Origin of the sequence: Protofrankia sp. CiP3 (assembly GCF_917627345.1) — a bacterium.
In the GTDB taxonomy this organism is placed as follows: domain Bacteria; phylum Actinomycetota; class Actinomycetes; order Frankiales; family Frankiaceae; genus Protofrankia.
On sequence record NZ_CAKJTM010000028.1, the window covers coordinates 12,428 to 35,321 of the forward strand.

The window sequence follows — 22,894 nt, forward strand, 5'->3', positions numbered from 1 at the left end:
GCGGGTGATGGTGGTGCGTTCGGCGATGTCGGCGGCGGTCGGGCGCTGGTCGAAGATGACCAGGACGCCGGTGCCTAGGGCGAGGCGGTCGAGGTAGCGGTCGAGCTGGGTCAGGCCGGCGCGTAGGGGGTCGGGGCGGCCGGCGCGCCAGACCTTCAGTTCGAGGGCCTCCCGCTGGAGGCGACGGATGCCGTCGTCGCCGGTGTGAGGCCAGCGGACGAGGAGGTCGACGCGGCCGGTGCCGACGCCGTATTCACGGTCCACGTATCCGCCGCCGTTGACGACCCGTTGGAGGAATCCCATGAGGATCAGCTGCGGCGCGGCCTCCCCGTAGGAGCCGCCGGAGACGAGGAACTCGCCATGCTCGATCCAGAATTCGGTGAACTCGACGAGCATGCGATCCAGGTCGAAGGTGCCGTCAGACCGGATAAAGGACCGCGGGTCGGCGGTGACGCTTTCCTGGACGCTGCTGGACAGTACACGGACGACGACTTCCCGGTAGATCGGGTTGGCGATCCGGACCGGCGGCGTGGGGGCGATCAGACCCAGGTCGCGCAGGTAGGTGAGGTCGTCGTCGTAGGGCTCGATCGTCAGGACGTCGCCGGTGAGTACCGGCCCGAGGATCTTCTGGACCCTGGGTTCGGCGAGCCTGGCGGCGAGGGAGTCCAGATGGGTGGCCCGCGCCAGGATCAGCCGTTCCTTCGCCTGTTCGACATGCTCGGCGGTGATCGGCTCGGGCACCGGAACCGCGATCTTCTCGACGATCTCCCGAGCCAGGGCGTTGACCAGCCACGGCTGGCCCGCGGTCAGGGTGATCGCCCGCTGGACGGCGTCCGGCGTGAACGTCTGCCCGGTGTTGGCCGCATGCTGGCCGTACAGGGCACGCACCTCGTCGGGAGTGAGGTCACCCAGCCGCAGCGACTCCACCTTGATATTGAACGGGCTCGACGTTCCCAGCCGCGACGGATCGCTCCCCGCGGCGACCTGATAGTCACGAACGTCGCGCAGGCCGCACAGGGCGACCGAAGCCGGGAAATCGTGCGGCCGGCGTCGATAGCCGTCACGAAGCTGGCTGAGCACGCTGACCAGCGTCTGCCCCCGCAACGCGTCGATCTCGTCGATGAACAGCACCAGCGGCCGAGGACAGCCCTGCGCCCACGCCCGCAGCCCGGCCGCGAGCAGCGTTCCGTCCGACACCACCGGCCAGGCGGGCGGCCGAAGATCGGCGGGCAGCGTGTCGTCGGCGGCAGCCCGGATCTGGTCGAGGATCGCGCGGCTCGCCGCACCGATGTCGTCGCCCCACGCCCGCCCGGTCTCGCAGGACACCAGGAGCGCCGCGTACCGGCCGGCTGCCGTCAGCTCGTCGGCAAGTGCCTGCAACGTGGTCGTCTTCCCCGTCTGCCGGGGCGCGTGGACGACAAAGTAGCCGTCCTGATCGATCAGCGTGGGAGCGTCCGGCAGCCGCGACACCGCTGGGATCATGTAGTCGATCCCCGGCCTGCACGGGCCGGCGGTGTTGAACCGTCGGCCCATCGGCGCTCACGCTCCTCGTCCAGCCAGATCGGCTGTGTTCCGCTCGCAACCCTACGGCAAACATCATCGCCGGATGTCCCACCCCGCCGCAACTCCTGGCTGACGGGATTGGTCCGAGGCTCTGGCCGTTCCAGCGCGGTCACCAGCGCGGTCAGGAGCCGTTTCCTGGCCGGCAAGGCTCCCAACCGGTGGCCGGTAGTGGCTGTCGCGCTAGGGTCGTGTAACGATGCTGTGCCGGATGCCACTAACAGGCTCCGGCAATAGGGCGTTCGATCAGGGAGCGGCGTCCGGGTGGATGGATCGCGAGGCGGCGGAGAGAGGCGCCCTGGGCTGGGCGTTGACCGACGGCAACGACGCGAGGCGCCGCCTGGGCGGCGCGAGCCGGACAGGCCTGTTGCCGGAGCCTCTGGGCTGACGGATCGTGTCGGGGGGATGGGTGGGTTCGCGACAATGAATCACGGATTCCGACGCGTGGCAGTCCTCTCATCATGATTGTCGACAAGGCTCAGGTAGCCGATGCGCTCCCCGGCTACGACCTCGGCGCCACGCTTGGCGCGGGCGGCTCCGGGCTGGTGCTGGCCGGCCGGCACCGCGGGCTGAACCGCCCCGTGGCCATCAAGGTCCTTGATGCGGCCCGTGACCGGGCCACGGCCGATTTTGCCGCTGAGGCACAGCTGCTCGCCGCGATGAACCATCCTCATGTCGTTCAGGTCTACGACTATGTCGAAACCGACGATCTCCATCTGATCGTCATGGAGCTGCTGGCCGGCGGGACGCTGACCCACCGCCAGACAGCGGACATGTCACCGGAGGACGCCTGCGCGGTGGGCCTGGCGGTGGCCGCGGCACTGGCCTACGCCCACAGCCAGAAAGTGCTGCACCGTGACATCAAGCCGGACAACATACTGTTCGACGTCACCGGCCTGCTGAAGGTCACCGATTTCGGGATCGCGAAAATCGTGGACGGGTCGGGGGCCACCGCCAGCAGAGTCGTGGGGACCGCGGCCTACATGGCTCCCGAACAGATCACGGGCGGCCGGTTGACCCCGGCCACCGACCTGTACGCCCTCGGGATCGTGCTCTACCAGTTGTTCGCCGGGGCGCCGCCGTTCGACCGGAAACTGCCGTTACATGTGCTGGCGCAGCGCCACCTCGACACCGTCCCGCCACCGCCGGCCGGGGTGCCCGCACCGCTGGCGGACGTCGTCCTGCGGATGCTGGCCAAAAACCCAGCGGAACGCCAGCCGTCCGCGCATGCCTTCGCCCTCGACCTTGCCCGTGCCGCAGCCGAGTCCTACGGCCCGAGATGGACCACTCGCTCCGGCATCGCGCTCCGGCTTGACGACGACATCCGCGCCGCCGCGGACCAGCCGTCGCTGGCCACTCAGATGTCACTCCCGCCGACCGTGCCCCCATCGGGTAACTCCTTGCCCCCAGGAGCGCCCCCGTCCGGTGAGTCGCGGTCATCGGGTTCGTCACCTCGGAAAGGGCTGCCGAGGCGACGGCTGCTGGGTGCGCTCGCCCTTGTGGTCACGACCGCGCTGGTGGCTTTAGGGGTCCTCTTCCTCATACTGAGACCACCCGCTGACTGCCGGTCGCGGGCGGATGACTCGGCCTCGCTGTCCTGGGTCGGCGGCCAGTGCGTCGGCTACAGCGACGGCGGTTACGAGTTCACCAGCGGAGGTACGTCGCCGCATGCCGTTGAACTGCGCAGCGTGCAAGAAAAAATCTACGAGCAGAACCGGTGCGCGAAGATCCTTCACGACCGTACGGCCGCGGAGCTCGGGTACCGGCTCGTGACGTTGGTCTACTTCGCCGGTCTCACCGGGGAGACCGATGGCTCCTGGACAGCCGCGCAGGTCGCGGAACTTGAGGGGCTGCTGACCTGGCAGCGGGCGCTGAACCAGGTGAAAGGCTCCCCCGGCGGCTGTGCGAGCACGTCGGAGAACCCGGCAAGAGTGGCGCTGCGTGTCGTCATCGCCAACGGCGGCAACGGCATGACATACGCCGACGAGGTGGCAAATAAGCACCTTCTGCCGCTGGCCTCCCGTCCCGAGGAGAACCTGCTCGGCGTCATCGGCATGGACCGCAGCAATCCACAGACTGGCCGGGCCATCACCACGCTCGGAGGGGCCGGCGTGCCCGTGGTCGCCACCACCCTGTCCGGGGATGGCATGCCGAGCTTCTCACCGCTGTCGTACTTCCAGATGGTGCCGTCCAACCGGCGGCAGGCTCTGCTGGCCACCAGCTACGCGCGGAAGAACGCGAAGAAGCGGATCAGCGTGTACTACCCGGAGGGGTCCGACGACCCAACCGGCCAGGGGCTGCCGCCGGCGGACGACTATTACCTGTCCAGCCTGGTGGCCGACATCCAGGATGAAGTCCGTAGGGAGGCCCAGGCGGATCCCGCCACCGGGTTCGCCTACGACGCACATGGCTGGGCGCCGGGCGGGAACACGGCCGACTGGTTCCGGACACAGTGCGCGACGCAGCATCCCAATGACGATCTGATTTTCTATGCCGGCCGCTATGATGACTTTCCCGCGTTCGTGGACAATATGCTGCCCTGCCTGGGCCCAGGCCAGCTGCTTCTCGGCGATGATTCGGTGTCGCGCTATGTGGTCCAGGCCGCGGGTTATTCCAGTACGGCCGTGTTCCGGTTCGTCTCCAAAGGCGCGTCCGTGCTGCTCGCCGGCAAGGCCTGTTTCCAGGGGCAGATTCCCGTCAGTGCCGGAGCGTTCGTGAGCCCGTCCCTGCGGGATTTTTGCACCAGACTCGATGACATGTACAAGGCGACCGGGATGCCGGTTCCCGAGACGTTGTGGCCGGACGAACGGATCGGTCTCGCCTACGATGCGACGAAACTTTTCGTCGACATCGTCAAGAAGCGGCGCGACGCCACCATGAAGGATATCGGTGGGCTGCTGAGAGGGCCTTTCCCTGGGGACGAGAAGTGCGCCGACACAGCCAGCTCGACGGCCACCGCGTGGCCGGGGGCGACCGGCTGCGTCGATTTCGGCACATCCCAGGTAGCGGAGTCCAAACGGCTGGCGGTTATTCGGATCAAGCTCGACGAGAAGGACCTGCCGGCGTCTCCAGACCCGAGGACCGCGTCCAAACAGGATGTGGAGGCCGTTGACGGATACCCGTGCAAGTACGTCATCAGCGGCCAACAGCCAAGCACAACCGACTGTCTCGGTAATCCACTCGCGCCACTGATTCCATCACATATCGTACCGGCACGGTAGCGGCCGGCGGGTACGTTGTGCTGGGTGCGTACCTGGCTGCCGCGGCGGTGGATCTACCGGTGACCGAGAGCGCACGGTAACAGGGGTGTAGATCAAGGAGTGGAGCTGGGGCGCGTGCCCCAGCCCCGCGGTGTCGTGTCCCTGTTGCCGGGCGCTCTTACGCGGGAACGCCTGCCTGTTGGGCGATTTTCCCGGCGACCTGGCGGACAGCGTCCTGTTCGACTGTCGGGTCTGGCGTGCCGTCTACCTGACTGATCACGATGTTGCTTTCGACGCGGCCGGACATGATGAAGATGATGTCGAGCGTTACTGGGACACGTTTACCGCCGCCGGTCACCGTCATGACCATGCGCACCCCGCCCGCGCCACCGGCAGGCGGGGTCAGCGCGCGTGCCGAGTCGAGCGTGGCGTTCCCGCCGGCTGCCGATATCCCTTCCCGGACCATCGGGAAGAAGGCTTGGCCAAGGCATACCGGTGCCTGTGGACGGGAGAGGATGTCCATGTCGCGGGCTACATCGACCGCTGAGGTGATCTCCGTCTCCGAGCCGATGGTGGTCAGCCCATCGTTACTCGTGAAGTAGGCGCCGTCAGCCAGGTCGGTCGCATGGCTATGGACCTGGCTGACCGGTACGCCGAGGCAGGCCGCGAGCTTGGTTTCGGAGATCTGCTGGGTTGACAGGCTGGGAGAGTTGCTGGGAGATATGCCGCGGACGAAGCCGCGTGTTTCAGAACCTTCGGTAAGCAGGTAGTCATGCGCATGCAGGATGACCGCGACGGGGCGGGCTGTGGCGGTGGGTACGGCACTGGCCGGCTCGCTGTCCGACGGGCTGACCGGAGCGGCGGCATGCCGGTCTGAGCCTGAGCCTGAGCCTGAGCCTGAGCCGCCGCACGCCGCCAGGCCGAGCAGGCCGAACAGGGTGATTCCCGCGACGGCTGCCTTCGGTGGGTACCGATGCCGAAATAAGAGATTCTGAAACGACGGTCGCAGTTCCACGTTGCTCCCCTGTTGCCGGGCGCTCTTATTCTGTTTTTTACAATTATTTTGATCATATGACAGTGCCCATTATGGAGGGGCAGCCTGCTCTCGGTCGCGGCTGTCATCGTTGCGTTGGGGGACGTGTGCCGCGGACGGTCACCGAGCGAGCCGGCCCGCCGGCGTTCACACTCGAGTGACACCCGGGGAGCCACCAGGCAGGCGCTGGTAACGAGGTAGCTGCGATGGAACGCTGGACGCGCGCGATGATCCGTTATCGATGGGCTGTCGTAGCGGTCTGGGCGGTTGTGTTCGTCATGTCGAGCGCGGCCGCGTCCGGGCTGAGCGGTCTCCTGACGAACCGCTTCACGCTTCCCGGTACCGACACCCAGCGGGCGGAGAAGATTCTTGAGGACCGTTTCGGCCAGCGGACGACCGGTTCCTTCATGCTTGTCGTACGCACCGCGCCGGGGTCTGCCAACCAGCTCGTGCCCGCGGTCGACCAGGCGGCTCACCGCGCGGCCGGTGTTCTTCCCAGCGGGGTGGTCGCATCGGTGCAACCGGTGTCCGACTCCGTTGTCAGTGCCCGCATCGTGTCGAATCTCGAGCCAGCCGACGCGAAGGGCTACACCGGCACGATGCGTGCCGCGGCCGGCACCGTGCCAGGCGCACGGCTCTACGTCACCGGCCAGGCCGCGATCGAGCATGATCTTGATCCGGTGTTCAAACGTGACCTCCAGATCGGCGAGCTCTACATCGCCATTCCGATCGCGCTCGTCATCCTCGCGTTCGTCTTCGGGACGCTCGCCTTTCTCCTCCCCCTGATCTTCGCGGCGGCGGCGATCCCCGCGACCCTGGCGATCATTTGGATCTTCGCGCACTACATGGAGCTGTCGACCTACCTGCAGAACCTGATCACGTTGATCGGCCTGGGCATCGCTGTCGACTACTCGCTGCTGATCATTTACCGTTATCGGGAGGAGCTGCGGCGCGGCAGGGAAAGACCGGACGCGATCGTCGCCACGATGCGGACAGCCGGTCGCGCGGTCGTGTTCAGCGGCACGGCGGTCGCCATCGGCCTCGCGCTCATGCTGGCCATGCCGGTGCCGTTCATGCGTGGTTTCGGCATCGGAGGCCTGTTCATCCCGGTCGTCTCGGTCATCTGCGCGCTCACGCTGCTACCCGTGCTGCTGTACTTCCTGGCCGCGAAGCTCGACCGGGTACGGCTCCTACCGCGCTCCATCACCGAGCGGCGGGAGGCGGAGGAGAACTTCTGGGCGCGTTTCGCGCGGGCGATCATGCGCCATCCGGTGGCCATCGCGGCCGGCACCACGGCTCTGCTCATCACGCTTGCGCTGCCCGTCACCGCCCTTGAGCTCGGACCGGGCTCGAACAAGGGCATCCCGCGCAGTCTCGAGAGCGTCCAGGGCCTCGACATTCTCTCCGGGGCGGTCGGCGGGGGCGCGCTGGCACCGACGGCAGTCGTCATCGATACCCATCAGCCCGGTGGAGCAGATGATCCACAGCTGCGCGCCGCGCTCAGCCGGTTCCAGGATGGCCTGCATGCCGACCCGGAGGTCGCCGCGGTCGTCTTCGACCCGTCCGCAGCTTCGTCCGCAGCTTCGTCCGGTGGCCAGTTCGTCGACCCGTCCCGGCGCTACCTGCAACTGCAGGTGATCGGGAAGAGTGAGTACGGGGTACCCGCATCGCTCGACTTCGCCGACCGCCTTCGTCATGATATCGTCACGGCCGCCGGATTCCCCACCGGTGTCAGCGTTTATGCCGGCGGTGGCCCGCCGAGCGGGGTGGACTTCCTCGATCTCACCTACAGGGCCTTCCCCTGGCTCGTGCTCGGGGTGCTCGTCCTGACGTACTTCCTGTTGCTGCGGGCCTTCCGGTCAATCGTCCTGCCGCTGAAGGCGATTATCCTGAACCTGCTTTCGATCACGGCTGCCTACGGCCTGCTCGTGGTTTTCTTCAAGTGGGGCGCGGGCAGCGCGCTCGGGCTCATCTCCTTCGACCAGATCGAGGGCTGGATCCCGGTCTTCATCTTCGCGATGGTGTTCGGCCTCTCCATGGACTACGAGGTCTTCCTGGTGAGCCGCATGCGCGAGGAGTGGGACGCCGGCCATGACAACGAGACCGCGGTGGTGCTCGGGCTGGCGAGGACCGGTCGCATCGTGACCGCAGCCGGGCTCGTCATGTTCGCGGCCTTCATGGGTTTCGTCGCCGGGTCGATCGTCGGTCTGCAACAGTTCGGGTTCGGGCTCGCGGCGGCGATCATTCTCGATGTGACCATCATCCGGGCGCTGCTCGTCCCGAGCGCGATGAAGCTCTTCGGACGCTGGAACTGGTGGCTGCCGCGGAATGTCGCGCGGGTCTTCCGGGTCAGGAACTCGCCACTGGCGCCCAGAGCACACCCCGCGGCCGATCCGGGCGGGCTTCATGGCTGACCGGACGGGCGGCTGAAAGCCGGCAAAGGGCGTCTCACGCCCACCCGGCGGCTGTTCTCGACGGGCCGGGACACCGAGATGGGAGCATTATCGGAGGATGGATGTTCCGGGACCGCATCGGTTTGAATACACCGCCGAGTTGGATCGGGTCCGGGCCGCTCTGGGCGGGCTCGCCGGCGAGGCGAGCCAGATCGTCACAGCCGCCACCGCCGCGGTGGCCGGTCCCGATGCGGGCCGAGCTGACACCGTCGCTGTGCACGCCGCCTTGGCGCGGCTGCATGCCGGCAGCCGGGAACTGGACGACGAGCTGGTCGTGCTGCTGGCCTGCCAGAACCCAGTGGCCGGGGACCTCCAGCTTGTTGTCGCCTGTCTGCGTATCGCGACCGCGGTGGAACGGATGGGGGAGCTTGCCGATCACATCGCCACCACCGCCGACCTGCGACGGCCGGCATCGGTGGTCCCGGCTCCGTTGCGTCCCATCATCACCCGTCTCGGTCGGCTGTGTGGTGACCTGGCCGAGCAGCTCGCCGCCGCGATCCGCAATGATGATCGTGAAGCGGCGCGGCAGGTGGAGGCCGCTGATGACCAGATCGACCAGATCCACCGGCGGCTGCTGGCAACCCTGACCGATCCGGCGTGGCCGCACGGGGTGCAGAGCGCCGTGGACCTCACCCTGCTTTCCCGCTACTACGAGCGTTTTGGCGACCAGGCTGTCACCGCTGCCCGCCGGCTCGTCCGCGTCCACCCGGCAACAACGTGAGGGCTGTCGGAAGGAACCCGGAACCCGGAGCGCGGTGCGGGACGATCAGGCACAGGCCTCTCGATACATTCTCGGTGTCTTTGCGGTGATGGTTACCGCTGCCTACCGGAGCGGTTGGTACCAGCTGTCACCGACGATTACGTTCGAGATGCCCTGCGTCTCGCAGTAGCCGATGAGCTCGGACATCCGGTTGATGAATCCATAGCCGGGAAAGTTCAACGAGGTGTTGCACAGCACGCCGTATCCGGATGCGTCCCGGAACGCCGCTAGGAGCCGGTGCAGGGCCGGTTCCTGACGGGAGCGCACCGACTGGACTCTCGCTGTCCCGTCGACGTGGGTGATGGCCGGTAGCGCGTCGGTCCGGACCCGGTTGAAGTGCAGCATGTAAGGGTCCTCGAACGGGTCGTCAAACCAGCGCCCCAGGTCCTCGGCGAGGCAACAAGGCGCGATCGGACGGTACCCTTCACGATGTTTGATTTTGTTTAGAAGATCTTTTGTTCCGGCGGTCAGCGGGGATGCCAGTAACGACCGATGCCCGAGGGCGCGTGGCCCGATCTCGTAGCGTCCCTGCACCCAGGCCACGACGGCGCCGTCATGCAGCCGCGCGGCAAGCCGCCCGAAATCCAGCGGCTGGACCGACCAGCGGGCGGGATCCGGTTCCCGGTCATGCTGGAACTCGGCCCCCGCGTAGACATTCCACTCGAGTCGGCACGGTTCACCGAAGTGGGTCGCGGCGTCCATCGCGGTGCCGATGGCCGAACCGGAGTCATTGGCACAGGGTGGAATGAAAACGTCGCTGAACAGGCCGCATTCACGCCAGCTCCTGTTCCATTCGCAGTTCAGGCCGCAGCCACCGGATATCAACAGCGGCAGCCCGCGGGGCAGCCGGGTTTCGGCCGCCGACCGGAAGATTCCGAAGAGCCGGCTGGTCAGATACCGTGCGGCCCGGTGCAACAGCGGACTGTCGAGACCGCAGTTGTAGAGGACGGTGTCCTTGAAGGAGATTTTTTCGAATGGCTCGAAGTTCCTGCCTGCGTTCAGGAGCGCCTCAACCACCGCCTTCTCGGCGGCGCTGGGTTCGGTGCCATCGGCATAGGCGGTCAGGGCCATGAGTTTGCCGGCATCCTGCAGGCGGGGCACGTCGCCGGAATCCCAGAAGGTGGGGTCGGCGAGGCCGAAGAGAGCCGCGTAGCGCGCGCCCGGTTCCGTCAGGACGTGAAACGGTGTGATCTTTGCACCGTAGTTCTGCCAGTGGTAGAAGGTGCCGATCTCGCCTTCCCACACCAGAATGACGCAGTCGCGCAGCGGCGCGGCCGGTGCCATGGCCGCGACCATGAAAAGATGTGAGCGCTCGTGACTGGACGTGAAGACGGGCAGCTGCTTCCCGAAGAATTTTCCCTCCGAGATCACCCCTGCGTCGAGACCGAAGTAGCCGGCACCGTGTTGTGAGCCGTAGCCCGGCAGCGGCTTGGGCCAGCCGCCGATGGCCAGTGCGTCGGGTTGTCCGGTTGCCATATCCATGGCCTGAAGCACAAGCGATGCCGAGATTGTTCCGTAGCGGTCGAATGAATCTTTTTCGCCCTCGAGGGAGTAGATGAGCCGGCCGTCATCAACGAAGGCGATCGCACCGTCATGCCCGGGATTCATACTCATAATTCGCACTGGGCTCCCCTTGCCATAATTCTGCTCTTCATGACCAGACAGCGACCGCGGATCTCACCGGCTGGTCGCGCGCATGAACTTCCGGACGCTCAGCGGAACAGCGATCAGCATGATTGACAAAGACCAGACAAATGACATCGTGATCGGGTACTCGGTCATCCAGGTGTGGTGGACGACAGGTATCGCCGGATTTCCGAACAACTGCCGGCAGGCGGTCGCGATCGCGGACACGGGGTTCCACTCGGCGATGTACTGGACCCACACGGGCATGCTCTGCACGGGCGCGAGTGCATTGGAAAGATAGATCACCGGAAACAACCAGATGGTGCCGGCCCCGGCGGCCGCCTCGGGACTGCTCGCCGTCACCCCGATCAGTGCGCCCACCCAGCTCATCGCCAGCCCGAAAAACAGGAGCAGGAAAATCGCAACAAACGCGCTGGCGATGCCGGCATGGATCCGCCAGCCGACCGTGAACCCACATGAAATTGTCACCAGTACGGTCATGAAGGTTTTTATCAGGCCCGCGTTGGTGAAACCCGCGAGCACGGTCGACCGGGCCACCGGCAGCGTACGGAGCCGGTCAATCGTATTCTCGTCGATTTCGATGGCGACCGCACCGGACGTGGACGCCGCCGTGAAGACGACGGTCTGGGCCAGGAGCCCCCCGATCACGAATTCGGTGTAGCTGCCACCGCCCGGCAGATGTATCGCGTTGCTGAAAAGATACACCATCGCCAGGGTGAACAGGGCCGGTTGAATAATGCTGTAGGCGATGATGTCGGGCTGCCGCGGCAGGCGCATCAAAATACGCTTGGTCAGGAGGTACACATCGATGAGCGCGGTCCCCGCGCGCCGGCCGTACCACGGCGGCCCGTTGTGGGAGCCGCCGGTGAGCCCCAGCTTTATGCTTCGGTACCGGCCGGCGGCGGAGCTGTCCTCGTGGTGCGCACGGGGAACGCCGCCATGCAGCAGGGCCAGAACGTTGTCGCTCATGCCGCCACCAGCTCCTTGTCACACATCGCCGTGGTGTCCGCCGGGCGGCCGGTGAGGCTGAGGAACACGTCGTCGAGGGTCGGTCGGCGCAGCCCTACGTCCTCGAGCTGGACGGCGGCCGCGTCCAGCTCGCGCAGCACGTAGGCGAGCAGGCCTGGTTCGTGTCGTGCCATCACGGTGACCCGTCGCTCCGACGGCGTGACGACGGCCTCACCGGCACCGACCCGGTCAAGGATGGCCGCGGCCAGCGGCAACAACTCGCGGTCGCGCAGGACGACCTCGATGCGGTCGCCATTGATCTGCGTCTTCAGTTCGTCCGCGGTTCCCTGGGCGATGACGTGACCGTGGTCGACCACGGCGATCAGATCAGCGAGCTGATCCGCCTCCTCCAGGTACTGCGTGGTGAGCAGGAGCGTCGTGCCCGCGCTGACGAGGTCCGCGATCATTTCCCAGGTGGCGCTTCGGCTGCGCGGGTCCAGCCCGGTCGTCGGTTCGTCCAGGAACAGGATCGACGGCCGCGTGATCAGGCTCACCGCAAGGTCGAGACGGCGTCGCATGCCACCGGAGTAGTTCTTTGTCAGCCGGGTGGCCGCCGTGGTGAGATCGAACTGTTCCAGCAGCTCCTGCGCCCGCCTGCGTGCCCCCCGGCGACCCAGCCGGTGCAGCCGGCCGAACAGCTCCAGGTTCTCCCAGCCGGTGAGCAGCGGTTCCACCGCTGTCTCCTGGCCGGAGACGCCGATGCGCTGCCGTACCGCCCGCGGTTGGCGGGCAACGTCGAAGCCATCCACCCAGGCGCGTCCGCCGTCTGGCTTCAGCAGCGTGGTCAGCACCCGGACGGTGGTGGTCTTGCCGGCTCCGTTCGGACCGAGTAAGCCGAGGACGGTTCCCGCCTGGACCTCCAGGTTCAAACCATTGAGCGCATAGTTGTCGCCGTACTGTTTGATCAGTCCCTCTACCGCGATTGCGGGGCTCACAGTGATACGACCTCCTTGTTGATCGCCAGTGAATCGGGATGTGCTGACACCTGACCCTCCGTGTGGGCCTGTCGTGTCGTGTCCTCCAACGCCGCCGGAATAACGCGCGACCCCCAGTTCGTGTTGCCCAGGGTGCAAAGCGCGTAGACTTTCAGCGGCAGAATCATGCTGATGTTGATCAGTCCATGGAAGGCAAACATGAAGAATGCCAGGCTGCTGGTTCGCCGGGCACCGTAGCAACAGTGCAGCAGGGCCAGCCCCGTCATCGCGGCCACGGACCACCAGGGGGGCGGAGCCATGGAAAGAGTGACAAAAGCGATACCGGTGAGCATGGACAGGCCGAGAAGCAGCGGCGCCAGGTTCTGCCCGATCACGTCAACCGTCAGGTAACGGTCGAGGCGCGGAAGAATCCTGATCGCCAGCAGCGTGTCCCGGTAGGTGCTGCGGGCCCACCGGAGCTGTTGGCGTAGGTAGGGCCGGATACGTTCGGGAACGACTGTCGCGGCCCTCGCGTCCGGAACGTAGCTGGTCCGCAGGCCCGATCGCAGTATGAGAATGGTCAGATGGCGATCCTCGCCGAAGTCGCTGGGCCGCCCACGAAATATCTGCGTCTCGTAGTCGTCCAGGACGGCCATCAGCGCGGAACGCCGGTAGATTGCGCACGGCCCGCAGCAGCACATTACCGCGCCGAAGACGGACTGAGCGGCCCGTTCCTGATTGCAGGCGATCCAGTACTCCATGTTGACCAACCGGGTGAGCCAGGTTGCCCGGCTGTTGCTCGCAAGCATCTGGCCCATGGCCGCGCCCACTTTTGGGTCGGCCATCGCCGCTGCCAGCCTGCGTACGACGTCGGGCTCGATAACCGTGTCAGAGTCGATCGACATGACAAGGTCACCGACCGACTGGCGTATGGCGACCACCTGGGCCTTTCGTTTTCCGACGTTGTTCGGCAACGGTATGATCGTAAACCGTTCGTCGAGACCGAACTCAGCGTAGATGGACTGGAGCAGCTGGCGATTCCGCGAGCCGTCGTCGACGACATATACTTTGAGAACACCCTCGTAGTCCTGCTTTGCGACGGAGTGCAGGCAGGATACGAGCACCTCTGGTGTCTCGTTGAAACAAGGGATGATTACATCGACGCTGGGTAACGGTGAGCGCGTGGAGTCGAGTGCTTTCGAGGTGGCCCGGTGCGTGCGGTGTGCATAGCGAACCTGCACCGACAGATAGCCGACGGTGAGTATGACATAGGCTGAAAAGATTCCGATGAACGTACCATGAAGGACCATTACTATGCTGTGCATGATGGCCTCTATGCTGAACGTCGGGCTGCGTTGCGGCTTGGGCTGAGTGTGTCCCGGCCGCGGTGCCGCGTGGTTGTTGTGGTCAGGCCGCCAGTGCCAGCCGACGTTTTTTTGTCAGGACTCGCCGCAGGTAGAAACCGAGAACGGAACCGTAGATCAGATGTCCGGTGAGCGAGAGCCCGAGGGACTGCCAGCCAAGTGGGAAGAGCAGTTCCGCACCGCGGCTCGACAGGGCGATGGTGGCGACCAGCCCCGACCAGACGAAGATGCCATATGCGACGCCCAGCTGGACAGGACGCCGGGCCAGCGCCGGGAACCGCCACAGGCCAACGGCGCCGCACAGCACAAAGAAGGCCATGCCGATGCCACCGCCGTCGCCGACATAGCGCCAGGCGTAGCCGACCGGAATATTCGCGGGGACGTCCCCGATGATCCATCCGCCGAGTCTCGGGATGAAATCCGGCCAGATCTTGGTGAACACCATGGGCAGCCGCAGGGAATCATATGCGGTGACGGCGACCAGCCCGGCCACCAATCCGTGGAGCGCCCATCGCGACTCGTCCGAACGGTGCAACGTCATTGCCAGGACGATGACGGCGAGCGGAAGCACCAGGAAGCGAGCCGAGGCGCTGATCGGGAGCAGGTTGAAGACGTAGAGCGGGATCGACAGCACCGGTAAAGCACCGGCAGTCAGGAGAGTCCCGACCCTCACCAGCGACACCGGCCCCCGTCGTGGCCTCATTTCGGGCGCGAGCAGGACGCGGCCGAGCGGTGTTGGCAGGGCGTCCGCGCGGAATTGTGCTGGGACGGTCGGAAAACTGGCTGTGCCGGCCGGCCTGGTGGCCGCGGTGACAGTACCCATGTCTTTTCCCGTTCTGTTTCGGGGTGAGCTGGCGCTGGTATCAGTCTCATCGCCGATGGCTGCCCGAAACAGACCGAATGTGTACTGGCATTCCTGGGCGGTGACCGTTTAATGCGTGGAGTGGTGATGCCGGTTCTGGTGCGGCTGGTACTGGAAGTGCCAGCCTTGGGGTGAGGTCATAGCTTCACGGCGTCGCGCCACCACAACTGGTCGGTGGTGGTGCTTATGATCAGTTTTCCGGCGTGACCAGCGAGCCCTGTGACGGGTGCGGGCGTGCGGGCGATCGCCGTCCAGCCGATCTCATGTGGGACCGGCAGCCGCGTCCAGAGGGTCTGATCCCGCGTGACGCAGAAAAGCCGACCGTTGATGTTGGTCATGGTCACGACGTCGACCGCGTGCCCCACACGTGCCCAGCCGGCTCCTGAGCCGATCTGGTCGAAGCGGAGATGGACGAGATCGCCTTCCGCGGTCGCGCCGAACAGGCCTTCGAAGCTTGCCGCGAGCGCGACCAGACCGGGTGCGGTGCCGACGGCCGTCCAGTCGACATCGCGGCGGACGGGTTCGCGTTGCCACAGCTGGTCATCTGTGGTGACGGAATACAGGCAGACCGGTTGGCCACCGACGGCCTCGCGCGGGCTGGCCATCGCGCGGACCCGGCCCGCGGGACCGATCCGGGTCCAGGTGAGGTTCTGCGCAACCGGGTCCCGGACCCACAGGATGTTCTCCGCGCTGGCGAACAGGCTGCCTTCGCAGGCGACGAGCGCCGTCACCGCACGGGCAGGACCGATCTGTTCCCAGTGTGCCGCCGGCCACGGATCTCGAAGCCGGGTGAGGACGTTCCGCGTGATCCTTTCGACCGTCGGATCCGGGGAGTCGCCGAGCCCGTTGCCCCAGCCGATGGTGGCGATGTTGAAAACTGTCCCGCCACCGGGCGCCCGGAATATGCCCATGGTTGCGCCGCCGCCCTGCCCGAAGCGGCGCCAGTCGGACAGGTCCGCGGTAGCAAGCACGACAAAGGTGGAAGGGGTGGCATCGCGACCGGTGACGCGCGGGACACCGTCCTCGTCGACAATCTCCGCCGCGTCGGTCTCGTAGCCGAGTGTGCCGAGCCCGAAAGTATCGCCGTCGTTGAGCCCGGTGCCCTCGAAGACCCAGTGATCAGCGAACCTGACTGTCCAGGCGGTGCCGGCCATCACGTCCATGTTTCCCCAGCAGCCTGCGCCGCGCCGGAAGCTGGTACCGGTGAGAGTGTTCTCCGGACGGTTGACCGGTGCGCTGGACCACTCGACGGTGACGTGGGCATTGTCGATCCCGGTGTACGGGTCCTCGGTGGCGTCACGGTGGCAGACGAAGGTTCGGCCGCCGTCCTCGAGGCGGAACTGCCACCAGCAGGTGTTGCCCGTGAGGAACGCGATGTTGCCACCGGCCGCCAGAAAGCGCTCGGCGTTGTCGCGCATCTGGGCCGTCCAGTACTCGTCGTGTCCGATGCAGACGAGCAGGCGATAGGCGGGTGGGAGGCTGGAGTCGTGGTGCAGGTCGAAGCCGGAGCAGTAGTCGACGGCGAACCCGCTGGCGGCGAGCCATCGCAGGATGGGTGTCTCCCAGCTCGGGCCACTTGCGATCGGCCGGTGCAGGCTTACCCGCCGGCCGCGGTCGGGTTGTTCCGTCCAGTACGGCGAGGCACCGGGAACGCCACCCCAGGCATAGGCATGAAAAGTCGGGAACGGGATCGACACCAGAATGCGGGCGTTGACGCCGGGCTCGGCTGAGCGCACCACGAAGAACGCCCTGCTCTGGTTCGCCGCTCCAGCGTTGAGATCAGCGACGTACAGGCCACTCGCCCAGGATGCCGGGATGCGGAGGGTGAATCCGACCGGCCAGCCTCGGTCCGCCGCGGGATCAGCGGGGGTCGGATGCGCACCGACATATACCGTGAACCGTGCCATCTCGTCACCGGTGACGAACTCGGTGACCGTAAGGGCCGCGTCTGTCCCAGCACCTGAGTCGTCGTTGAGATGGAGATCGAGATTGCCGCCCGCGCTGACCGAGGTAGCCGCGGGATACAGCTGAACGCCCACCGCGCGTGGCCTATGCTTCCTCGTCGTCTGGGACGGGAAGATGGAAGGCGATGCCGATTCCGTCCATACCGGCCGGATACGCGACTACCAGGTTCATCCTCCGGACCCCGAGTTCCGGATGGCGTAACCAGCGGACCCGTGGTGCCTGGCTGCGTATCTCGTGGTCGGACCACCACCGCCGCATTTCCGGGCTTTCCGTCTGGAGCTCGGCGATCAGCCGGCTCAGCCGTCGGTCTCCGGGCCTGGCCGCCGAGACCGCGCGCAGGCGGCCGACGACGTCCTTGGCTTCTTCCTCCCACATCACCAGGCGTTCGCGGGCGTCTGCTTCCATCAGTGTCCACCATACGGTGTTCCGGTGTTCGTCCGGCAGTTTCGCGAAGTCGGTGTACCATTCTGTGACGGCGCTGTTCCAGGCCAGCACATCGGCGACCTGATTCGCGACGAAGACGGGGTTGGGCTCGTTTGCTTCGGCGATCTGCCAGAGTAAGGACTCTGTGTTGGGCTCGCGCAGTGGGCCTTCCTTGACTGGCCGTTGGCCGTAGGCAAGCATGTAAATGTAATTGCGTTCGTCGTCGTTGAGCTGCAGCATCCGGACGAGGCTGTCAAGAACCTCATGCGACGGATGAATGTCCCGGCCTTGCTCGAGGTAGGTGTACCAGGTCGGGCTCAGGCCCGCGAGCACCGCGACTTCCTCGCGCCTGAGCCCGGCGGTCCGTCTTCGCCGCCCCGCGGGCAGGCCCACCATCTCAGGGTCGATACGCTCTCGGCGGCTGCGCAGAAACGCACCCAGCTCGCGACGGCGATGCTCGTCATCCGTCACGCGATACCTCACTGTCCGTCAGCCGATACTTACGGCGTAAGTGCTGGCGGATCAGTATAGTACGAAGGTTTCTTTGGTGCTCCTTTTGTATTTGATCGCCGTTTTTCGGCGCGCAGTGTGGCATCGGGTGTCTGTGCGTGTGGGCTGCGTATGGACCGCTGAGGCGAGGCTGCCGGCCCCTTCCTCCGGGGGCATCGCGTGCTGGTGGGGCCGGCGACCGTGCGTCAAGCGTCACTGACGCACATGTTGTTTCTGGGGAGCCTCTTAGGCGGATCTGCTGTCCAGATCCCGCGGGACGGCCGGCTGCCCGGCGCTTATTTTGTTGACGGTCGGATATGCCCGCGCAAGGCGCGCCCACACCTCTGTTGCGAACCGCTCGAGCGTTACTCCTCGTAGCAATTGAGTTACTGATATTTTGATGCCGATGTTCTGTTCGATACGGGTGTGTAACTCGGCCGCGAGCAGTGAGTCGAGCCCGATCTTTGTTACCGGGCGCTGTGTGTTCACGGTGTCCGCCGGCCGGTTCAGGACGATGGCGACCTGTTCCACGAGGTATTCTTGAAGATCTTCGATGGAATGCATCCGCTGCCACGCCCCACCGGGAGTCGTCGCGTTGTAGAACTTGTCGTTCGTGGGCTCCCGTTGTTCCGGCACCGAGTTCAGCGGCACTGAACCGGCCACTGTTGAGCCGGTTGACGCCGAAGGCGTCGGTACGGAGAGGAGCGGGGCTGTGGGGACCGGGGCGAGAGCGCGGACCAGCTGGATTTCCGTGTCACGGAGGCCGTCGCCACCGGCCGCTGACGCCAGCGCGTCGCCGATCCAGAAGCGTCGCCGCTGCCACGGATAACTGGGCAGGGCGGCAAACCGGCCGGTGCCACCCCGAAGCGCCGTCCAGTTCGGTTCATACCCGCATGTGTAAAGCATTCCTACTCCCGCAAGGACCGCTGTCCAGTCAGCGGCGTTCCGGCCCAACGCGGCGAGCACGGTGCTGGAGCGTTCGGCGGCGTCGACGATCTCGCTGATCGCGCTGGCCAGTATCGGATGGGGACCCATCTCGATGAACACCGTCTCCCCTTCGTCAAGCACGGCACGCACCGCGTCAGCGAAACGCACCGGCTCGCGGAGATTGCGGGCCCAGTAGCCAGCGTCGAACTCCACACCGGTCGAGTGTTGGCCTGTCACCGTTGAGCGGATCGGGATGCTGCCACTTCGGGGCGTGACGCTGGCAAGCGTCCGCAGCAGCTCCGCGCGCAGCGGATCCATCTGGGGGCTGTGCGAGGCGACGTCGACCTGGACCGGTCGGCAGAAGACCCCGCGTTCCCTGAGCGGTTTGGTCAGCCGCTCCAGCGCATCGGGATCGCCGGCGAGTACGACCGAGGAGCCGCTGTTGATAACGGCCACCGACACCTGGCTTTCAAAGCCCTCGATGGCCTGTTCGGCTTCGGCCGCGCTCAGCTGTAGGGCGATCATGGCGCCCTGCCCGCTGACCGAGCGCAGAATCCGGCTGCGTCGGCACACGACGGCCGCGCCGTCGGCCAATGTGATCGCCCCCGCGACAACCGCGGCGGCGACCTCGCCCATGCTGTGGCCGATCACGACATCGGGTTCGATCCCCAGCTGCCGCCACATGCTGGCCAGGCCAACCTCGACCGCCCACAGCACCGGCTGGATGATGTCGATACCCGACAGCGGCTTGTCCGCCATCAGGTGCTCGATCACCGACCATCCCGTTTCCTCGCGCACGGCCGCGTCACAGGCCTCGACCGCCGCGCGGAAGGCGGGTACGGCGCTCAGCAGCTCGCGCCCCATGCCCACCCATTGTGACCCCTGGCCGGGAAAGACGAACGCGATCCGGGGGCGAGCACCGTCAGCGTTGTGGCCGGTGGACACTGTGCCGGAGAACTCGCCAGCCACGATCGCGCGTAGTCCCCTGGCGATCTCGGCGCGGGTCCGGCCGACAACGGTCGCGCGGTGCTCGAGATGGGTGCGCCGGATCCCGGCGTTCCAGCAGGTGTCCGCCAGTGATGGCCAGATGTCGACCTGCTCGCGGGTCAGCCGCTCGAGGTAGGCCTGCGCCAGCTCGGACAGGGCGTTGGGGCTGGCCGCTGACAGCGGTAGAAGTACCGCCTGATCGTTTTCGTCCGGCCCGGGGGAGCTGCCGGCCTCAGGAGCCTTATGGGACTCATCGGCATCATCCGGTGCCTCGGCGAGGACGACGTGCACGTTGGTGCCGGACAGCCCGAAGGCGCTGACGCCGGCCAGGCGCGGCCGGCCGCGGTCCGGCCATCGACGGACGGTGGTGGCGAGTTCGATCGGTAGTTCATCCCAGGGCACGGCCGGGTTGGGCTCGGCGATGTGCAGGCTTGCGGGAATGGTGCGGTGGTGCAGGCTCAGCGCCACCTTGATGAGTCCTACCATCCCGGCGGCGCCCTCGGTGTGACCGATGTTGGACTTCGCCGATCCGAGAACACAGGGCTGGTCGCTCGGTCGGCCATCGCCCAGGACCTCGGCGATGGCGGTGAGCTCGATCTGGTCGCCCATGACCGTTCCGGTGCCGTGGGCCTCGATGTAGTCGATGTCGCGAGGCTCGACACCCGCGTTGCGATAGGCAGTGCGCAGCATCTCGGCCTGGCTGTCCACGCTCGGTGCTGTCACGAAGCCCCCGCCGCGGCCGTCGTTGGTGGTGCCGCTTCCCCGGATGACCGCGTAGATCCGGTCGCCGTCGGCTCGAGCACGCTCCAGGGACTTCAGGATGACGACCGCTACGCCTTCGCTGCGGACGTAGCCGTCCGCGGCCGCGTCCCCGAACCGGGAGCGCCCATAGCGCGACAACACTCCGGCCTGGGACAACGCGATGGACAGGTCCGGCGTCAACATGATGTTGACGCCACCGGCGAGCGCGAGAGTGCTCTCCCCGGTGCGGAGGCTCTGACAGGCCAGGTGGATGGCGAGCAGCGACGAAGCACAGGTCGCGTCCAGCGCCATGCTCGGGCCGCGCAGGTCGAAAGCGTAGGACAGGCGCCCGGCCGCGGTGCCGCGGCCCTCCGCACCGATGGCGCTGTGCATGTCGCAGATCCCGGCCGCGCGCAGCAGCCCGGAGTACTGGGTGGACAGGTAAGCCAGGAAGACCGAGGTGCGGCTGCCAGCCAGGATCCCCCGCGTCTGGCCGGCGTCCTCGAACGCCTCCCACGACGTTTCCAGCAGCATGCGCTGCTGGGGGTCCAGGCGTGCCGCCTCGCGGGGTGAGACGCCGAAGAAGTCGGCGTCGAAGGCGTCGATGTCGGTCAGGAAGCCGCCTGCCTGGCTGGCGATCCGTCCCGGTGCACCCGGTCGAGGGTCATAGAGCGCACCGAACTCGCGATCCGGGGGAATCTGGGTGACGGTGTCGGATCCCGTCCGCAGGACGCGCCAGAACTCGTCCGTGTTGTGAGCTCCGGGAAGTCGGCAAGCCATACCGATGACGGCGATCGGTTCAAGCGGGGGGTTGCTCCCGGCCGGTGAGGCTCCGCCATCCCGGTACCTGTCGTGTGCTGGCGTCCCTGTCATGGCTGGTACGTCCTTCCCTTTGCAATGATCAAAACCACCGGTCTTCCTGGGGCGTCAGCCCTGGTCGACTGGCTGGCTCGGCGGGTTGATGTTCCGCTTCCCGTGGAGATATGGCATGCGTCACATCGATCCGTACATGCAAAGGGTGTGACTAATACAACAAGTCATCCAGACCGTGTTGGCGCTGGCACCGCGAATACCTGGTACTGGCGACGGTCGTGGTGCGGGTACCGGCTACCTGGTACTCGTCCTGATTGCAGGGCAGGTACTGCCAGTACCTGGGACGTGCTACCACGCCGTCGCCGTTGGCCGTGCCATGCGTGCACCCCGCGGGCGGGCCGTTAGGCCGAGCGTCGCCTATCGAGACAGTGGGGAGAAGAGCTGAGACGTTTTTTCCGGATGAATGTCAAACGTGTTGACGAGCGCCTCGAGGGGGACCTCGGGCAGCAGCTCGCCCACTGGCCGGCCGTCCCGCGCGCAAACGAGGTCTGACAGCGCGGCGGTGTACGGCGCGTACCGTGACCGCCAGCGCTGGAAGGTGGCTCGGGCCGTCTGGTAGTCCCGTTCGGCGTGGATTCCGGCGTTGGACAGTCTGCTGATGGTCGTCCAGAAGGACCGTTCCTCCCGCCCGTACAGGCTCGGTGTTGTGCGGATCGCTGTGGCCTGCAGTTCCTTGGTCATTTCCTGGACGAACGCACAGCCCGCCGCGAGCAGTGGGCGTGTTGGCGGTGGTTTGGTGCCCGGCGCGAGGGCGTTGACGAGTGCCGCGACGTCCAGGACGAGCAGGGTCGCGTCCAGCCAGGACAAATCGGGTGATGACGGTAATGCGAGTAGTTCGGGGTAGCTTGTGTGGCTGAGCCGGAGGTCCGCGATCCAGAGATGCCAGGCGTTCATCATGCGATCCAGGGAATCCGGCGTTCCGTCACGCATGTGCGCGACGATGACGTCCTCGGCATCGAGGCACGACCGTGCTTCGCTGGCCAGCGCCCAGACGAACCGTTCACGCCGCTGGTAGGCGGCCGAAACCGCCGTGATCCGGGTCGTCAACGCGATGAAGATCAAAATTAGGCAACCGTATACCGCCAGGGCGAAACCGTGGCCGGTCCATTTCGGGTCATCGAGCCCCAGCACGTATTCCACCGCATGGATGTCAGAGGGCGCGGCTCCAACCGACGCTGCCAGCAGCGCCATCCCGGCAACCGTGCCTGATCCCCACAGCAGCGAGGGGAGAAGCAGCGCCATCGGGCCGACCATTTTGATCACTGAACGGTGAAATCGTTGGCTGGGGAGGTTCCGGCTGATGTTCCGTGAGACCCGGATCAGCACTGGCACCAGCACGAACACGAGCCGCGATGGCCGGCCACGGGGCGCGATCGCGGTCCCGAGCACACCGCGGCCGGTCACGGCCAGGACAACGAGCCCGGTCAGAAAGAGCGCGGTTGCTCCCCCCGCGCTCACAGCTCTCTCTCCGCTCCGAAAGAGCCGGGCATGCGGGGCAGGGGAGTATTCCTGCTCCTTACAACTACCATTAGGATCATCCTCCTGCGGCCTCGATACACGATGCAGGGCCAGCGTGGGCCGCAGGCTTCAAGCGAAACAGAATGAGCTTATGCTGGTAGTCAGGGTTCCAGATCGGACGGTGCCAGTGCGCTGGTAGAGAAAGTAACTTAGAGCGCCCGAGGATAGGA

At 66.1% G+C, this 22,894-nt stretch carries 14 protein-coding genes; 3 read left to right on the forward strand and 11 right to left on the reverse strand.

Going from position 1 to position 22,894, the window contains the following annotated elements; translation table 11 throughout:
* The coding region (locus tag MJ797_RS12450; RefSeq protein WP_239334501.1) for an ATP-binding protein at nucleotides 1-1,533 on the reverse strand (1,533 nt) is incomplete at its 3' end.
* Nucleotides 1,534-2,021: 488 nt separating this feature from the next.
* On the opposite strand from MJ797_RS12450, the gene MJ797_RS12455 reads away from it, so the two are divergent.
* The gene (locus MJ797_RS12455; protein WP_239334502.1) at nucleotides 2,022-4,781 is read left to right on the forward strand and encodes a serine/threonine-protein kinase; all 2,760 of its coding nucleotides are present in this window, start codon (nucleotides 2,022-2,024) and stop codon (nucleotides 4,779-4,781) included.
* A gap of 157 nt (nucleotides 4,782-4,938) precedes the next feature.
* Here MJ797_RS12455 and MJ797_RS12460 read toward each other — a convergent pair whose 3' ends face one another.
* Nucleotides 4,939-5,775 carry a hypothetical protein gene (locus MJ797_RS12460; RefSeq protein WP_239334503.1) on the reverse strand — a complete coding sequence of 279 codons (837 nt, stop codon included), beginning with the start codon at nucleotides 5,773-5,775 and terminating at the stop codon, nucleotides 4,939-4,941.
* A 224-nt stretch (nucleotides 5,776-5,999) separates the two neighbouring features.
* On the opposite strand from MJ797_RS12460, the gene MJ797_RS12465 reads away from it, so the two are divergent.
* Together MJ797_RS12465 and MJ797_RS12470 are read left to right on the forward strand one after the other, a co-directional pair.
* A complete protein-coding gene (locus MJ797_RS12465) occupies nucleotides 6,000-8,207 on the forward strand; it encodes an MMPL family transporter (RefSeq protein WP_239334504.1) in 2,208 nt (735 codons plus the stop codon).
* Nucleotides 8,208-8,304: 97 nt separating this feature from the next.
* The gene (locus tag MJ797_RS12470; RefSeq protein ID WP_239334505.1) at nucleotides 8,305-8,967 is read left to right on the forward strand and encodes a PhoU domain-containing protein; all 663 of its coding nucleotides are present in this window, start codon (nucleotides 8,305-8,307) and stop codon (nucleotides 8,965-8,967) included.
* A gap of 102 nt (nucleotides 8,968-9,069) precedes the next feature.
* Here the strand turns inward: MJ797_RS12470 and MJ797_RS12475 are convergent, their stop codons facing one another.
* The 9 genes from MJ797_RS12475 to MJ797_RS12515 all read right to left on the reverse strand — a co-directional run bounded on the left by MJ797_RS12475 (nucleotide 9,070) and on the right by MJ797_RS12515 (nucleotide 22,664).
* Nucleotides 9,070-10,620 carry a carbamoyltransferase C-terminal domain-containing protein gene (locus MJ797_RS12475; protein WP_239334506.1) on the reverse strand — a complete coding sequence of 517 codons (1,551 nt, stop codon included), beginning with the start codon at nucleotides 10,618-10,620 and terminating at the stop codon, nucleotides 9,070-9,072.
* Nucleotides 10,621-10,683: 63 nt separating this feature from the next.
* Nucleotides 10,684-11,622, reverse strand: coding sequence for an ABC transporter permease (locus MJ797_RS12480; RefSeq protein ID WP_239334507.1), 939 nt, complete (start codon nucleotides 11,620-11,622; stop codon nucleotides 10,684-10,686).
* Complete coding sequence (locus MJ797_RS12485) at nucleotides 11,619-12,596, reverse strand: ATP-binding cassette domain-containing protein (RefSeq protein ID WP_374582070.1); 978 nt, start codon at nucleotides 12,594-12,596, stop codon at nucleotides 11,619-11,621. The genes MJ797_RS12480 and MJ797_RS12485 overlap by 4 nt, the downstream gene beginning before the upstream one ends.
* Nucleotides 12,593-13,900: a chitooligosaccharide synthase NodC gene (nodC, locus tag MJ797_RS12490; protein WP_239334508.1), complete on the reverse strand. Its 1,308-nt coding sequence runs from the start codon at nucleotides 13,898-13,900 to the stop codon at nucleotides 12,593-12,595. The genes MJ797_RS12485 and nodC overlap by 4 nt, the downstream gene beginning before the upstream one ends.
* Nucleotides 13,901-13,982: 82 nt before the next feature.
* A complete protein-coding gene (locus MJ797_RS12495; RefSeq protein WP_239334509.1) occupies nucleotides 13,983-14,762 on the reverse strand; it encodes a hypothetical protein in 780 nt (259 codons plus the stop codon).
* Nucleotides 14,763-14,938: 176 nt separating this feature from the next.
* On the reverse strand, nucleotides 14,939-16,840 hold the full coding sequence (locus MJ797_RS12500) for a N,N-dimethylformamidase beta subunit family domain-containing protein (protein ID WP_239334510.1): 1,902 nt from the start codon (nucleotides 16,838-16,840) through the stop codon (nucleotides 14,939-14,941).
* Between the two features lie 10 nt (nucleotides 16,841-16,850).
* A complete protein-coding gene (locus MJ797_RS12505; protein WP_239334511.1) occupies nucleotides 16,851-17,660 on the reverse strand; it encodes a helix-turn-helix transcriptional regulator in 810 nt (269 codons plus the stop codon).
* Between the two features lie 264 nt (nucleotides 17,661-17,924).
* Complete coding sequence (locus tag MJ797_RS12510; RefSeq protein ID WP_239334512.1) at nucleotides 17,925-21,206, reverse strand: type I polyketide synthase; 3,282 nt, start codon at nucleotides 21,204-21,206, stop codon at nucleotides 17,925-17,927.
* Nucleotides 21,207-21,563: 357 nt separating this feature from the next.
* Complete coding sequence (locus tag MJ797_RS12515; protein WP_239334513.1) at nucleotides 21,564-22,664, reverse strand: hypothetical protein; 1,101 nt, start codon at nucleotides 22,662-22,664, stop codon at nucleotides 21,564-21,566.
* Between the last annotated feature and the right edge of the window lie 230 nt (nucleotides 22,665-22,894).